The 13,913-nt window shown below is 39.3% G+C and carries 14 protein-coding genes and 2 tRNA genes; 10 read left to right on the forward strand and 6 right to left on the reverse strand.

Features of this window, described 5'->3' with window-relative positions:
* Positions 1-136: 136 nt before the first annotated feature.
* Positions 137-697: a sugar O-acetyltransferase gene (locus H6A61_RS14085; RefSeq protein ID WP_204394495.1), complete on the forward strand. Its 561-nt coding sequence runs from the start codon at positions 137-139 to the stop codon at positions 695-697.
* Between the two features lie 66 nt (positions 698-763).
* Positions 764-1,729, forward strand: a complete 966-nt coding sequence (locus H6A61_RS14090; protein ID WP_235339686.1) for an alpha/beta hydrolase — start codon at positions 764-766, stop codon at positions 1,727-1,729.
* Between the two features lie 67 nt (positions 1,730-1,796).
* Here H6A61_RS14090 and H6A61_RS14095 read toward each other — a convergent pair.
* The 4 genes from H6A61_RS14095 to H6A61_RS14110 form a co-directional block, all read right to left on the reverse strand.
* Positions 1,797-1,870: transfer RNA gene (locus H6A61_RS14095), tRNA-Arg, on the reverse strand.
* A gap of 27 nt (positions 1,871-1,897) precedes the next feature.
* Positions 1,898-1,971 (reverse strand) — tRNA-Arg (locus tag H6A61_RS14100).
* Between the two features lie 117 nt (positions 1,972-2,088).
* Positions 2,089-3,390: a Na+/H+ antiporter NhaC family protein gene (locus tag H6A61_RS14105; protein ID WP_154043870.1), complete on the reverse strand. Its 1,302-nt coding sequence runs from the start codon at positions 3,388-3,390 to the stop codon at positions 2,089-2,091.
* A gap of 8 nt (positions 3,391-3,398) precedes the next feature.
* Complete coding sequence (locus H6A61_RS14110) at positions 3,399-4,487, reverse strand: LacI family DNA-binding transcriptional regulator (RefSeq protein WP_204394496.1); 1,089 nt, start codon at positions 4,485-4,487, stop codon at positions 3,399-3,401.
* A 212-nt stretch (positions 4,488-4,699) separates the two neighbouring features.
* Here H6A61_RS14110 and H6A61_RS14115 point away from each other — a divergent pair, with 212 nt between their 5' ends.
* From H6A61_RS14115 to H6A61_RS14130, 4 genes are all read left to right on the forward strand, one after another.
* The gene (locus H6A61_RS14115) at positions 4,700-5,722 is read left to right on the forward strand and encodes a sugar kinase (protein WP_239469235.1); all 1,023 of its coding nucleotides are present in this window, start codon (positions 4,700-4,702) and stop codon (positions 5,720-5,722) included.
* A 30-nt stretch (positions 5,723-5,752) separates the two neighbouring features.
* A complete protein-coding gene (locus H6A61_RS14120; protein ID WP_154043867.1) occupies positions 5,753-6,424 on the forward strand; it encodes a bifunctional 4-hydroxy-2-oxoglutarate aldolase/2-dehydro-3-deoxy-phosphogluconate aldolase in 672 nt (223 codons plus the stop codon).
* A gap of 260 nt (positions 6,425-6,684) precedes the next feature.
* Positions 6,685-7,278, forward strand: a complete 594-nt coding sequence (locus tag H6A61_RS14125; protein WP_204394497.1) for a hypothetical protein — start codon at positions 6,685-6,687, stop codon at positions 7,276-7,278.
* A 162-nt stretch (positions 7,279-7,440) separates the two neighbouring features.
* A complete protein-coding gene (locus H6A61_RS14130) occupies positions 7,441-8,958 on the forward strand; it encodes a DUF3843 family protein (RefSeq protein ID WP_204394498.1) in 1,518 nt (505 codons plus the stop codon).
* A 30-nt stretch (positions 8,959-8,988) separates the two neighbouring features.
* Here the strand turns inward: H6A61_RS14130 and H6A61_RS14135 are convergent, their stop codons facing one another.
* Positions 8,989-10,440: a hypothetical protein gene (locus H6A61_RS14135; RefSeq protein ID WP_204394499.1), complete on the reverse strand. Its 1,452-nt coding sequence runs from the start codon at positions 10,438-10,440 to the stop codon at positions 8,989-8,991.
* Between the two features lie 202 nt (positions 10,441-10,642).
* Here H6A61_RS14135 and H6A61_RS14140 point away from each other — a divergent pair, with 202 nt between their 5' ends.
* On the forward strand, positions 10,643-11,917 hold the full coding sequence (locus tag H6A61_RS14140; protein ID WP_204394501.1) for an ATP-binding protein: 1,275 nt from the start codon (positions 10,643-10,645) through the stop codon (positions 11,915-11,917).
* A gap of 270 nt (positions 11,918-12,187) precedes the next feature.
* Here H6A61_RS14140 and H6A61_RS14145 read toward each other — a convergent pair whose 3' ends face one another.
* Entirely contained in the window at positions 12,188-12,421 is a 234-nt protein-coding gene (locus tag H6A61_RS14145; protein WP_204394503.1) for a hypothetical protein, read from the reverse strand.
* Between the two features lie 539 nt (positions 12,422-12,960).
* Between H6A61_RS14145 and H6A61_RS14150 the strand changes: the two genes are divergently transcribed.
* The 3 genes from H6A61_RS14150 to H6A61_RS14160 all read left to right on the forward strand — a co-directional run.
* Entirely contained in the window at positions 12,961-13,182 is a 222-nt protein-coding gene (locus H6A61_RS14150) for a DUF6140 family protein (RefSeq protein ID WP_204394504.1), read from the forward strand.
* Between the two features lie 152 nt (positions 13,183-13,334).
* Positions 13,335-13,619 (forward strand): hypothetical protein, encoded by a 285-nt coding sequence (locus tag H6A61_RS14155; protein WP_204394505.1) that lies wholly within the window; start codon positions 13,335-13,337, stop codon positions 13,617-13,619.
* 21 nt (positions 13,620-13,640) lie between these two features.
* The coding region (locus H6A61_RS14160; RefSeq protein ID WP_204394506.1) for a YkvA family protein at positions 13,641-13,913 on the forward strand (273 nt) is incomplete at its 3' end.

The following is a 13,913-nucleotide window of genomic DNA, read 5'->3' on the forward strand; positions in this document are numbered from 1 at the left end:
AAGTAGCGACAATCTCTTTTACACCGTCAATAGGGCATTGGCGGCTGTCGGGGATACCTTGGGAATTAAACTTAAACATAATGCTGCTTAATTTTGATTAGTTACTTATCATGAAATAATATACATTATAACAGATATGCTTTTAAACGAATTTTTATCTTATGTAAAGACCGGCAAGGCTCTCAGTACAGATGAGATACATGCCATTATGGGTGAGATGAGTGAAGAAGCGCGCCGTGTGACATTCCGTCTGAACTCATCTTATCACACTCCGTCTGAGGTTAGAGAATTGCTTTCCGAACTGTTCGGATATAAGGTGCCTGAATCGTTGCGTGTTTTTCCTCCTTTCTATTCTGATTTCGGGAAGAATATACACGTTGGTGAAAATGTTTTCATAAATGCCTGTTGCCATTTTCAAGATCATGGAGGTGTAACTATCGGTGACGGCTGTCAGATAGGTCATAATGTGGTGTTCGCTACTCTCAATCACGGATTGCAGCCTGAAGAACGTGGCATTACTTATCCTGCTCCGATTGTTCTCGGCAAGAATGTTTGGGTAGGTTCAAACTCTACTATTCTTCAGGGAGTAACAATAGGCGACAACGCCGTGATAGCTGCCGGGGCCGTGGTGACCAAGGATGTTGAGGCCGGAACTATAGTAGGCGGCGTACCTGCCCGTTTCATAAAAAGGATATAATAAATATATGCATATAATATGAAAACAAAATTACTTTTAATCGTTCAAATTCTAATAATTAGTGCTATGACAAATCTAAATGCGCAAGACAAAAAGACTTTCGCACCAAGCGATAAAGTCGTGACAGAACGAGTTTCGTTCAAGAACCGTTTCGGCATAACTCTCGTTGCAGATATGTATCGTCCTAAAAATGCAGAAGGTCCGTTGCCTGCATTGGCTGTGAGCGGTCCTTTCGGTGCAGTAAAGGAACAGTCGTCCGGGCTTTATGCACAGACTATGGCTGAACGTGGATTCCTTACAATAGCTTTCGATCCGTCTTTCACAGGCGAGAGTGGGGGAGAGCCGCGATATGTGGCATCGCCTGATATAAATACCGAGGATTTCAGTGCGGCTGTGGATTATCTGACAACTCGTCCGGATGTCGATTCTGAGAGAATAGGAATAATAGGTATATGTGGATGGGGAGGATTTGCCTTGAATGCCGCAGCCATAGATACCAGAATAAAGGCTACTGTGGCAGTGACCATGTACGACATGAGCCGTGTAACTGCAAACGGATATTTCGACTCTATGGATGAGGACGCACGTTATGAACTTCGCAAGAAACTAAACGAGCAGCGTACTATCGATGCTAAAAACGGAAGCTATGCCCTTGCCGGTGGAGTGGTTGACCCGCTGCCTGAAGATGCTCCACAATTCGTCAAGGATTACTATGCTTACTACAAGACTCCACGCGGCTATCATCCACGTTCGCTCAACTCAAATAACGGATGGAATGTCACTTCGTCACTATCATTCATCAATACTCCTCTGTTGACATATAGCAGTGAGATAAGGAGTGCCGTACTTCTGGTTCATGGTGAGAAAGCACATTCGCGTTATTTCTCTGAAGATGCTTTCAAGAAACTCAAGGGTGATAATAAAGAGCTTCTCATTGTTCCCGGTGCGAGTCATGTAGATTTGTATGACAATGTAGCAGGCGTAATCCCATACGACAAGATTGAGAAATTCATACGCGACAATATGAAATGATTACAGTTTATTAAAACGAAAAAAGAGAAAATCAGTTGGCTATGCCTTTTGATTTTCTCTTTTTTCGTGATTCCGCTGCGATTCGAACGCAGGACCCACGCCTTAGAAGGGCGTTGCTCTATCCAGCTGAGCTACGGAACCATCCTTATAATATTTTCTGCATTTAAGTGATTCCGCTGCGATTCGAACGCAGGACCCACGCCTTAGAAGGGCGTTGCTCTATCCAGCTGAGCTACGGAACCATCCTTAATTGCGGTGCAAAGGTAGATGTAATTTTTTAATTATACAAGTTTTTTATGTTTCTTTTTTCTCGTTTTGTCCGAGTTTTCTTTTAAATGGCTCTACTTTATCCCTATTTATTACACAGTCCTTGGTATTCGCAATATGATACTGAGTATTGCAAAAATACACAATACTATAGGATAGTACAGATATTCCATGATATTTAGCGGAGAAACAGATGCCAGTTCTGCCGCAATCAGCATTTGTGCGCCGTAAGGGATTATTCCTTGAATTACGCATGAGAATATGTCTAGTATGCTGGCGCTTCTTCTCTTGTCAATCTTGTATTCCTCAGCTATTTCGGAAGCAAGAGGCCCTACGGTAATTATGGCTATTGTGTTATTTGCGGTACACATATTTGCCAGGCTTACCAGTGCTGCAATACTGAATTCAGCTCCTCGTTTTCCGCTTACTTTTTTGGTGAGTTTGTGAAGTATGTAATCCACTCCTCCGTTGAAACGTATCAGTTCAAGCATTCCTCCGGCCATAAGAGTAATGATGATGAGTTCGCCCATTCCTGTTATTCCCTGTCCCATCGAGCCGAACCATCCGAAGAAATCGAATGCTCCGTATGCCATTCCTATTATACCTGTAGATATAATTCCGAGCAGGAGGACTAACATTACATTCACTCCTGCAATTGCCGTTACCAATACTATTATATAAGGTATTACCTTTCCCCATTCTATGCTTCCGGTTGGAGCAACGGTTTCTACATTATTCCCATAGAATATGTAATAGGCAAAGACCAGAATTGCGGCAGGCAGTGCTATGAGCATATTCATTCTGAACTTGTCTCTCATCTGACAGCCTTGCGTTCTTGTTGCTGCAATGGTAGTGTCTGATATAAATGAAAGATTATCACCAAAGAAAGCTCCTCCGATGACCAATGCCGTCATAAATGGAATTCCCACGTCTGTCTTTGCGGCTATTCCCACAGCAACCGGTGTAAGTGCCACTATTGTACCCACTGATGTTCCGATAGATAACGAAATGAAGCACGAAGCCAGAAACACACCGGCAAGCAGCAGACTGTCCGGAAGGAGATGAAGAGTTAGATTTACGGTGGCGTCTATGGCTCCCATAGCTTTTGCTGATTGTGCAAATGCTCCTGCCAGAATGAAAATCCATATCATCATCATGATATTCTTATTGGCAGCTCCTATGGAATATTGTATTATTCTGTCGTTCAGGCTGAGGCCTTTTGTAGTAGCTACTGCATATATCGATGCTACAAGGAATGCAACTGTAATAGGAACCTTGTAGAAGTCATTCACTATTATAGACGTTACCAGATAGAGACACAGGAATACAGCCAGAGGCATAAGTGCAGCCCCGCTAGGCTTGTTTATAATAGGTGTAAGTTTGTTTAAGTTCATTATATATTTCAGATGTTGTTAGTCCTGACATGAGCGTCGAGGTAGAAATCAATATTTTCTTTCGATATGAGAGTTATAGGCATATAGTTATATGGCTTGACTTCTTTCTTCAGAATGAGATGTTCGAACAGACATTCTATACAGCTTTGTCCCTGCTCTGTAGGCTGCTGTGCTATAATGAAATCAATAGTTCCCGTCTTTAGGCATTTTACGTTTCTTCTCAGTAGGTCGTAGCCCATCAGCTTGAAGCCTTTGCGGTTTATTTTCTGCATGTATTCGCCAATGATATACGCTTTCGAGTTGAACGTAATTCCGCAATTTATCTCAGGATGTTCGGCAAAGAACTCTTCCATTAGCTTTTCATTGTTTTCCGGATTTTTTACGTAGAAGTTCAATTCGTAAAGCTTTATTCCAGGACAATTGTTCTTTATGTATTCGCGGAAACCTTCTTCACGGTTTCTTTGCTGGTTTGAGCCAAGTCTTCCTCCGTATATAAGGCGGAATATCACAACCGGCTCGTTATGCTCAGCCATAAGGCTTAGGATGCGGGCTGCAAAGTATCCGCTGCTGTGCGAACTTTGTCCGTAGAAACTCAGCGGATTAAGTGATTTTATGTTTGAATCCAGAAATATGAATGGAATGTTTCTTTCTTTAAGTTGTAAGACAGTTGATTTAGTTTCGTCTTCTGAACTTGGGGCCATAATCACTCCGTCCGGCATGGATTCAAGCATTTTCTGTCCGGCTTCGGCAAAGGCTCCTGATTCATATTGGTCATAATATGAGATGTTCAGTTTTATATTGAAGTCCTTGTATGTACTTACGGCGTGTTCCATACCTGCCTCAATATCTATCCAATAGTCCTCATTTGTGTGTAGTGGGAGAAGACATGCCAGATTATATTTTTTGTTGGACGCCAATGCACTGGCATACATGTTTGGCTGGTAGTTCATCTGTTTCAGGATTTCTTCAACCTTTTTCTTGCTTGATTCCGATACACCCGATCTTCCGTGTATTACTCTATCTACTGTTCCCACAGAAACTCCTGCCTTTATGGCTATGTCCTTTATGCGTATTCTTTCAGACTTGTTTTCTCTCATATTTACACCTTATTATATATGCCGTAAGATGAATTATTACGGAAATAAATTTTTTTCGATACAAAATTATAACTTTTTTTGGTATTATGAAAATATGTTGTACCTTTGTGTGCGCACACGAATTGATTTCTTAATCAATATCAATTGCGTGTATTTGTTTGATTTATTATATGTAAGAATAAATAAACCTATTTCAATAAAAATATTTTATTATGGCAAAAATTGTTACACTTGGAGAAATTATGTTGAGATTATCCACTCCGGGTAATACTCGTTTCGTTCAGTCAGATTCATTTGATGTAGTTTATGGTGGTGGCGAAGCTAACGTAGCTGTAAGCTGTGCAAATTATGGTCACGATGCATACTTCGTAACTAAACTTCCTAAACACGAAATCGGACAGTCTGCTGTAAACGCACTTCGCAAATATGGTGTTAAGACAGACTTCATCGCTCGTGGTGGCGACCGTGTAGGTATCTACTATCTTGAAACTGGTGCTTCTATGCGTCCAAGTAAGGTTATCTATGACCGTGCTCATTCTGCTATTGCTGAAGCTGATCCATGTGATTTCGACTTCGATGCTATCATGGAAGGTGCTGACTGGTTCCACTGGTCTGGTATCACTCCTGCTATCTCTGACAAGGCTGCCGAACTTACAAAACTTGCTTGCGAGGCTGCTAAACGTCACGGTGTAACAGTTTCTGTTGACCTTAACTTCCGTAAGAAACTTTGGACAAAGGAAAAAGCTCAGTCTATCATGCGTCCTTTGATGCAGTACGTTGACGTATGTATCGGTAACGAAGAAGATGCTGAACTTTGCCTTGGCTTCAAACCAGACGCTGACGTAGAAGGCGGTAAGACAGATGCAGAAGGCTACAAAGGTATCTTCACTGCAATGGCTAAGGAATTCGGATTCAAATATGTAATCTCTACTCTCCGCGAATCATTCTCTGCAACTCACAACGGTTGGAAAGCTATGATTTACAATGGCGAAGAATTCTATACTTCAAAACGTTACGACATCGATCCTATCATCGACCGTGTAGGTGGTGGTGACTCATTCTCAGGTGGTATTATCCACGGATTGCTTACTAAGCCTAACCAGGGTGCTGCTCTTGAATTCGCAGTTGCTGCTTCTGCATTGAAACATACTATCAACGGCGACTTCAACCTTGTTTCTGCTGAAGAAGTTGAAGCTCTTGCAGGTGGTGACGCAAGCGGTCGTGTACAGCGTTAATAGTCTAATCATTTAAAAAGAATATTCAAAATGGCAAAATTCGATAAAGTTGCGGTATTGAACAAGATTGGTTCAACCGGTATGGTTCCTGTATTCTATCACAAAGATGCAGAAGTTGCAAAGAAAGTTGTAAAGGCTTGCTATGACGGTGGTGTTCGTGCATTCGAATTCACAAACCGTGGCGACTTTGCTCACGAAGTATTCGCTGAAGTAGTGAAATACGCTGCAAAGGAATGTCCAGAAATGGCAATGGGTGTAGGTTCAGTAGTTGATCCTGCTACTGCAGCTCTTTACATTCAGCTTGGTGCTTGCTTCGTTGTAGGCCCATTGTTCAACCCTGAAATTGCTAAGGTATGTAACCGTCGTTTAGTAGCTTACACTCCTGGTTGCGGTACTGTTTCTGAAGTAGGTTTCGCTCAGGAACTTGGTTGCGACTTGTGCAAGGTATTCCCAGGTGATGTTTACGGTCCTAACTTCGTTAAGGGTATGATGGCTCCAATGCCATGGTCTAAGCTTATGGTAACTGGTGGTGTAGAACCATCTAAGGAAAACCTTACAGCATGGATCAAGGCTGGCGTATTCTGCGTAGGTATGGGTTCTAAGTTGTTCCCTAAAGATAAAGTTGCAGCAGAAGACTGGGCTTACGTAACAGACAAATGTGCTGAAGCTCTCGGCTATATAGCAGAAGCTAGAAATAAGTAATAAAAGGTTATAAAAGGTGTATTTATGGAGCGCCGGTGTGCTTGTCGTTTCCGACAGGTGTGCCGGTGCTTTTTTTATGGATTTTCTTTTTTTATATCAAAAAAATTCCCATCTTTATTGTCACACGTTCGTGTCACTGTCGTTACACGTTGGTGTCACTATAGTCACACGTTAGTGTAACCGTCGTCACACGAACGTGTCACGGTTTAAAGTTATATATGTTTTATTGATTTGTAATAATAACCCTAATATAATATACTATGCCAATAAAGTTTGATTTGTTTGAAAATCCTGAAAGAGAAGGTGTTGAAGTTCCAGAGTTTCATGCTAAAGTTATAACTAAAGGACTTGAGACGACAAGAACTCTACGTGAGAGTATCCAGAAAAAATGTACTGTCACGGCATCTGACGTTGAGGCTGTGCTTACAGCGTTGGGTGATGAAATGTTTGAAGCCTTTAGTAATGGTTACTCTGTTTATTTGCACGGAATAGGTTATTTCAATCTTAGCCTGAAATGTTCTCCCGATATAAATCTTAATAATATATCATCTTCTGATATAAAAGTCAAAGGAATACGTTTTCAACCAGATAAGGAATTGTCAAGAAGATTATCTAACGTGGAATTCGTACATATGAAAAACAGCGGTCGTCATTCCAGTAAAATGAACCTTTCTGAAATTACTGAAAAGATTGAAAAATATTTTACAGATAATCAGATCCTGCGACGTCCTGATTTCGAGAAGCTGACAGGTTTCAATAAGTCCAAATCAATAAGGACATTAAAGTTGCTTGTTGAAGAAGGTATGCTGAAGAATATCGGTACAATGCGGATGCCTATTTATGTGTTACAATAAATTTTATTCATGTACAAGTAAATGTATTTGTATAATCATGGTTAAGACAAAAAATAGTGATAACGATCAGATGTTTGTTTTGATTTTACCCAATGGCATCTCATATCATGCCAATGGCCAGTTCACAAAGAGTTTAATTTGATTTAAAGTGTAATTAATAAAATGAGAAAAATTTATCCTAAAGAATGGGTGTCTATGCATCCATATACTAAAACAGGTGCTACAGATAATTATTACTGTAGATTGGTAAACAGAATAATTGACGTACTATATGATTATGATATAATGGAAGGGGAAATTGAGCCTGAAGACGAGATTTACGAAGATACGGCGATATTTCTTGTCGGATGGTTCGAAGATATCATTTCGCAGACCGGTGTCTGGCAGGTGTTCACTTCGCAGTGCGAAAAACGGTATGGCAGCCGATTGCCTTTCTATGAACCGGGCGAAGATTATTATCCAGACGAGATAAACGTGGAAGATGTACGCTTCATTCTTTGGCATTGCTTTCAGAGAGATAAAATAGGGAAGAAAATCTATAATCCGGAAAACACCGGTATTCTGGCATTGGCAAATGAAATATACGATATCTTTGACGAGGAGTTCGAGACAGCCCCAGTGAATGAAAGGCTTCAGGATTTCTTTGATTTCTCTTATTTGACTGAGGATGATTTTATGGAATACAGAAGTAAAGTGGAGTGGTTCTATTTTAATTCATATATCAACATGGGCTGTTATGAATGTTATTTGGATAGCCTTTCCGAGTATATGGAGGAATTAGAGAAACGTGAGGACCTTGATGCACGCACGATGGATTTGATGATATATTCCTTTAAGATAAATTCTGTGTTGTCGGGAAGAACACCTCTTCTTGCCATTACTGCTCCTGAATATCTGAAACTTCTTCTTGAGGAACAGACTGTGAATCCTGTAGATGCACCATATATGAACGTGGACAGCAGGATGGAAGCATTATATTTGGTGACGGACGAGACAGAAGATTATTATTTGTTCAAAGAGGTTTCAGACAAGGAGGATACTTATAAAGTAATAAAAGATTCTATTGAACTTAACGCTCCAAAGCTGATTCCGGGTGATACTGTAGTTACATCAATTCTGTTCAAGTTTGGAAAGTATTGGCAACACAATGGTATTATGAATATCTATAGCATTAAAGATTTTCCGGAACTTGATGACATTAAGAATGAATTCTCGAATGCTAACAAAAAGGCAGCATACGATGACTTCCTTGCGGCAACAGAAGGAAAACACTTTGTATTTCTGAGAGGAAAAGAAGAGATGAGCGATTTCATTCATAATAGGATGAAATATAAAATAACTCAAGGACTGAAAATTCCTGATACAGGAAATGACGTATTGCTGTTGTGTGTTACTCTTAAACAAGGAATATCTGTTGTGCGTAACTATTGTGAATGTATCGCTTCGCCTGACAATCCATATTATAATAAGGAAAAGGCAGAAAAGAATGCATTTAATTTCTTGACAAATAGACAATTGATACCATATGAAACAGCGTGCGAACTTCTTGATAGAGGCTACCTGAAGGATGCAGCTTTGAATAGCACTAAAGGACTGGAATACGGTAAAGAGCTGGTTAGGAAGAATGGTCGGTTTATGTTGGATTATTTCTTCATCATGTGCAGGGAGAAAGATTTATGATAAAATATTGATTTTAGTTCAGTGACCGTTTTAGGTTACTGAACTGATTTCTGTATTGAATTCGTTCAGAGGTATCTCATATCCCTCCCATGACCAGCTAACGAATAGTTCTTCAGTGCGCGTATCTTTCTTGATAGTGACCTCATCGAATACCTTTAAGTTTTTCAGGAAAGGATATGTGTCAATCGGGATTGAATATTCCTTTATTCCGTCGGTTGTCTTAATAGTAAGAGTAAAGAACTTGCGGCTGATGGTCACGTCCTGAATGTTGTAGTCATCGTCAAGATATTCCGTGTTAAGCCTGTTTAGTAGGGTTTCTGTAAATATTTTCAGAGAATCATTGTCTTCGAATTTGCGGATAATGTTCCACCAAACCTGCTCATCCCTTTCTGCGGGTTTCTCTCTCGTAATTCTTTTGAGCCTTGACGGTATATTCAGGAAATTCTCATTCTCGTTGTTCCATTTAATTATTATCTCATTGCTGACGTCGTCGTATTTATACAGCCCGTAATACACGGTATAGTCTTCGGCGGCTGAATTAATAATGTTGCATGCCTGAATAGTGGTAAATTCATCATCATCATTTTCTTTGTTCCAGAATATCAGTGAGAAGTTTTCTTTCGGAATGAAAGTCTTGTTATCTTTTCCGGCTTCGAAAGTCTGACCGATATACATGCCGTGCAGTGGTGAGTTAGACTCACGGAAGAATAGAGTCCAAAGCTTTTCCCCTTTGAAATAAGCCACATCACTTTCATGCCAGTAGCTGAAATCCTCCCATTCGGCGAAGGCTGCTCCAAGTTCAAGAATACTGTTTATATAATCCGGGTCGGCAAAATATCTCAAAACATGAATATTGTTCACCATAAGTCCCCAAATGCACTGGGGAACATTTTTGATAATATTATCCGAAAGATATGCCAATGAAGTGGAATGTCCTATAGCATTTTCTGGAATGTGTAGTTTGAGGACGGAACAAATGTGCGAGGTGTGTTCTTTCAGCAGATTGTGGAATTGTACTGTGTTTCCTGCATACGGATCAATCTTTTTCATTTTTATATACAGCACCATCACTGTGCCGAAGTACACGTAGGGTCTGTCCCTGTATAGTTCGTCTAGCTGCGGTATGTAAGGACCGAAATCTTCAGGATAATCTTTGAAGTCACTAGTCACGAAGTCTGTCAGAATCCTGTCCGGGCTAAAAGTATTATCATCATAAACATTTCCATCCTTTATTGCATCATATAGAATCCTGCCTATCCTGAACATCTCAGTGATGTCAATCAGGTCTGAATAATCCAAATCGAAATGAGTGCAGATATCATCAATGATATTGTCCACTGTAGAAGTCCGGATGTTCCCTTCTTTCAGTCTTGAGAAAGCCATCCTTCCTTTATATCCGAGGCGGCTTGCAAGTGCGGAGGCCGAAGATTCGAAAACCCTGTTGTCGATGAGATATGTAAGAAGTTCTTTATTCGTGTCCATATATATTGTATCACATTTGATGTAAAGGTAATAAATAATCTTGTAAATTGCATTAAGCAAGGTAGAATAGTATCTTAATTGTCCAAATTTCCAAACGTAAACAAGCCAAATTTCCAAACAAAAATCCTCCAAATTGCCAAATAATTGTTTGAAAAGTATTGATTTACAAATAAATAAATTAACTTTGTGGAAAACTAATTTTATGGAATATAGAAAACGTATAGCAGATCAATTACTTCGTGATAAATTAGATGCTATGGGAGCTGTTTTAATTGAAGGTCCTAAAGCATGTGGTAAAACGACTACGGCTGAACAACAAGCCAAAAGTGTTATATATATGGATGACCCAAATAGACAAGGACAATACAAACAGATGGCACAGACCAATATACGACTTTTACTTGAAGGAGAAACCCCTCGCCTGATTGATGAATGGCAGGAAGTACCCCAGTTTTGGGATGCTATACGCTTTGAAGTTGACCATAGGGGTGAAGATGGTCAGTTTATGCTTACCGGTTCTGCTGTACCTGTCGATGCAAAAGATATTCATCATACCGGAACGGGGAGATACGGATGGCTCACAATGCGTCCTATGAGTCTGTGGGAATCAGGAGAATCTACAGGTGGAGTAAGTTTGAGAGACTTGTTCCTTGCTCCTGACACTATAGGGGCATTGAATAAACTTACATTGCCTATGCTTGCATTTGTTGTTTGTCGTGGTGGATGGCCAAAAGCGATACAGAAGAAAACAGAAAAGGCAGCACTATTGCAGGCGACAGAATATTATAAAGCCATAACAAACAGCGACATATCACGTGTGGACAACGTGAGACGTGATGCGGAACGTGCAAAAAGGATTATGCGTTCATACGCCAGACATCAAGGCTCTCAAGCGAGTATAGCTACTATTCTTTCTGATATATCGACAAACGAACCGGAAAACGTCAGCGATGAGACTGTTGGGTCATATCTTACTGCATTGCGTAAAATATTTGTGATTGAAGATATGCCGGCATGGAATCCTAATTTGAGAAGTAAAACCGCTGTTCGCACATCGGACACGAGATATTATGTTGATCCTTCAGTGGGTGTTGCCGCTCTTGGTCTTGGTCCTAATGATTTGATTAACGATTTGAATACGTTCGGGTTGTTTTTTGAAACGATGTGTATCAGAGACCTTCGTGTCTATGCCGATGCTTTGGATGGATCTGTTTACCATTATAGAGACAAGAATGGATTGGAGTGTGATGCTGTAGTACATCTGCGTAATGGTTCTTATGGTCTTATTGAAATAAAATTAGGAGGAGAAAAACTGATAGAGGATGGCGCAAAGACTTTAAAAGCTCTTTCAAATATTATAGATACTTCACGAATGAAAGCTCCTTCTTTTTGTATGGTACTGACGGGTGTAGGCGATTTTGCTTATAAAAGAACTGATGGAGTTTATGTTGTACCTATAGGATGTTTGAAGGATTAATCTTAACTCTAAGACTTTTAATCGCATCAAAATATAAGATTTCTGACTGTTTTGTATCAATAATCAATAGTTCTGATACAAAAATACATTTTCCTTTTTTTACACAAAGATATTTTATATGATAAAATCCGAGAACTTTAAATTTGTATTGCCTTTAGTGTAAAGGTAACAAAAAAATCCCACGAACAGGTGTCGTGTATTATAAAAAACGTATCTTTGTAATAAATAGTGCGTTTTTAGCTTTTATCCTAAGAAACGAAATCGCCAATTTCAGCAACAAGCAGGATAGGAGAACATGACGCTCATCTGTATTGTATATACTCGTGTACAGCCAATGCTGTATCCGTTTGTATAACCATACGGCGTGGGATTACTGTTTTCGCTTGTTGCTTGTAGGGTGTTTGGCGATGCCTGTTTCTTGATGAGTGAAAACAAGTCCTCACGCCTTTTTTGTTTTTGTGTAATGCTGAATTCGGAGGACTTATAAGCGGAAAAACACTTCATAATTATGGTTTAGAAATATTACTGATATGAATAAAGAATATGTTTTTTGGTTAAGTATCCATTCTTTAAATGGTGTTTAAACAGTGTTTAAATGGTATTCAAATAGTGTTTGAAAAGAGTTTGCAAAACAATTGCAAAAGCTTTGCAAAGATTAAACCCATAAAAAGAGCGTCATATTGAACAAAAAATGTATCTTTGCAATACACCGACCGGAGAAATGGTCTGGTGTTTACATAAGAAAGCGTTTTTTGCTTTATCCTAAAATCGAAATCGCCAAATTTTAGTAGAGGGATAGAGACAATATGACGCTCATCTGTTTTGTATATGTATTTGTGTACAGCCAATGTTGTACACTGTTTTTACATATCACAAACGGCGTGGGTTGATTGTTTCTTTATTCATTTCTACGAGGCGTTTGGCGATGCCCGATTTTGATGTTTAAAGCGGACAAGTCCTCACGCCTTTCTTTTTTATACTAATGAAAACATAATGCCTTTTCTGGGGATTGCGGGCATTTTCTAATAACGAAGGAGGTATTTATGCCACTTTTCAGAATTACAGTAAAGCAGTCGAAGGTCTCCAATGGAATCCGTCTTGAGAAAGGAATGTCAGTAGATGTAGTTTCAAATTCATTCAGTAATCCGGTTTCAACAAATGGTGGTCAGCCTGTGGTGGATGCTTTCAATCGTATCTATGGGGTTGATATAAAGAAGGCTGGGGCACTTAGTATGGTTTATTTGGATGTGGAGAAGATTGGGTGATTGCTTCAAGTAAACATATATTTAATCATATATATTATTGCAATAAATATATGGCAAAAGGTAATCTTTAAGGTGCAAAATAGAATAAAATATTTTTATCAGGGTGGTAGGTGATATATAATAAAAATTCTTAATATTTAAAATTTCATGTTATGATTTGTCCTAAGTGTGGTAGTAGCAATATTACAATAAAAGATTCAGGTGTGGCATCATTTGGAATGGAAGCTGTTAAAGGGACACTACAGACTGGTTATTGGGGATTTAAAGTAGCGAGTCGTATTACAGAAAATTTTGGTAATCCAGGGAAATTGGCGTCATTGGCTAGTCGTGGAGTTGCAGGCTTAATAAAATATGGTGCTGAAAATATAAAAACTAATGTAAGAAAGTGTAAATGCCATAAATGTGGTTACTATTGGCATTCTTTTAATGAATATTGATATTGATTTAAGTTTTTAATTATGGATAATAGTAAGTATAATAGTTCTTATTCAGAAAAAGGACTGTGGGAAAAAATCGCAAAATATGCAAAACAAGCTGGCAGAGGAGTTGTTGTTAATGCATTGAAATTGTATTATGCAATGGCATTAGGTGTTGCAACTCCTGCACAAGTCGTAGCTATAATCGGTGCTTTAGGTTATTTTATTTCTCCAGTTGATGCTGTTCCAGATGTTTTACCTGGTGGTTTAGCTGATGATGGTGGAGTGCTTGCATTAGCTGTTGCTACTTTAGCT

Source organism: Bacteroides caecigallinarum (assembly GCF_016901995.1).
Taxonomy (GTDB): Bacteria; Bacteroidota; Bacteroidia; order Bacteroidales; family Bacteroidaceae; genus Phocaeicola; species Phocaeicola cellulolyticus.

Excerpts from the sequence above, each read along its gene's own strand:
- H6A61_RS14155 (WP_204394505.1), top strand. The coding sequence starts at position 13,335 with ATGATTTGTCCTAAGTGTGGTAGTAGCAATATTACAATAAAAGATTCA.
- H6A61_RS14130 (WP_204394498.1), top strand. The coding sequence starts at position 7,441 with ATGAGAAAAATTTATCCTAAAGAATGGGTGTCTATGCATCCATATACT.
- H6A61_RS14110 (WP_204394496.1), bottom strand. The coding sequence starts at position 4,487 with ATGAGAGAAAACAAGTCTGAAAGAATACGCATAAAGGACATAGCCATA.
- H6A61_RS14085 (WP_204394495.1), top strand. The coding sequence starts at position 137 with ATGCTTTTAAACGAATTTTTATCTTATGTAAAGACCGGCAAGGCTCTC.
- H6A61_RS14150 (WP_204394504.1), top strand. The coding sequence starts at position 12,961 with ATGCCACTTTTCAGAATTACAGTAAAGCAGTCGAAGGTCTCCAATGGA.
- H6A61_RS14105 (WP_154043870.1), bottom strand. The coding sequence starts at position 3,390 with ATGAACTTAAACAAACTTACACCTATTATAAACAAGCCTAGCGGGGCT.
- H6A61_RS14115 (WP_239469235.1), top strand. The coding sequence starts at position 4,700 with ATGGCAAAAATTGTTACACTTGGAGAAATTATGTTGAGATTATCCACT.
- H6A61_RS14140 (WP_204394501.1), top strand. The coding sequence starts at position 10,643 with ATGGAATATAGAAAACGTATAGCAGATCAATTACTTCGTGATAAATTA.
- H6A61_RS14135 (WP_204394499.1), bottom strand. The coding sequence starts at position 10,440 with ATGGACACGAATAAAGAACTTCTTACATATCTCATCGACAACAGGGTT.
- H6A61_RS14090 (WP_235339686.1), top strand. The coding sequence starts at position 764 with ATGACAAATCTAAATGCGCAAGACAAAAAGACTTTCGCACCAAGCGAT.
- H6A61_RS14120 (WP_154043867.1), top strand. The coding sequence starts at position 5,753 with ATGGCAAAATTCGATAAAGTTGCGGTATTGAACAAGATTGGTTCAACC.
- H6A61_RS14125 (WP_204394497.1), top strand. The coding sequence starts at position 6,685 with ATGCCAATAAAGTTTGATTTGTTTGAAAATCCTGAAAGAGAAGGTGTT.
- H6A61_RS14145 (WP_204394503.1), bottom strand. The coding sequence starts at position 12,421 with ATGAAGTGTTTTTCCGCTTATAAGTCCTCCGAATTCAGCATTACACAA.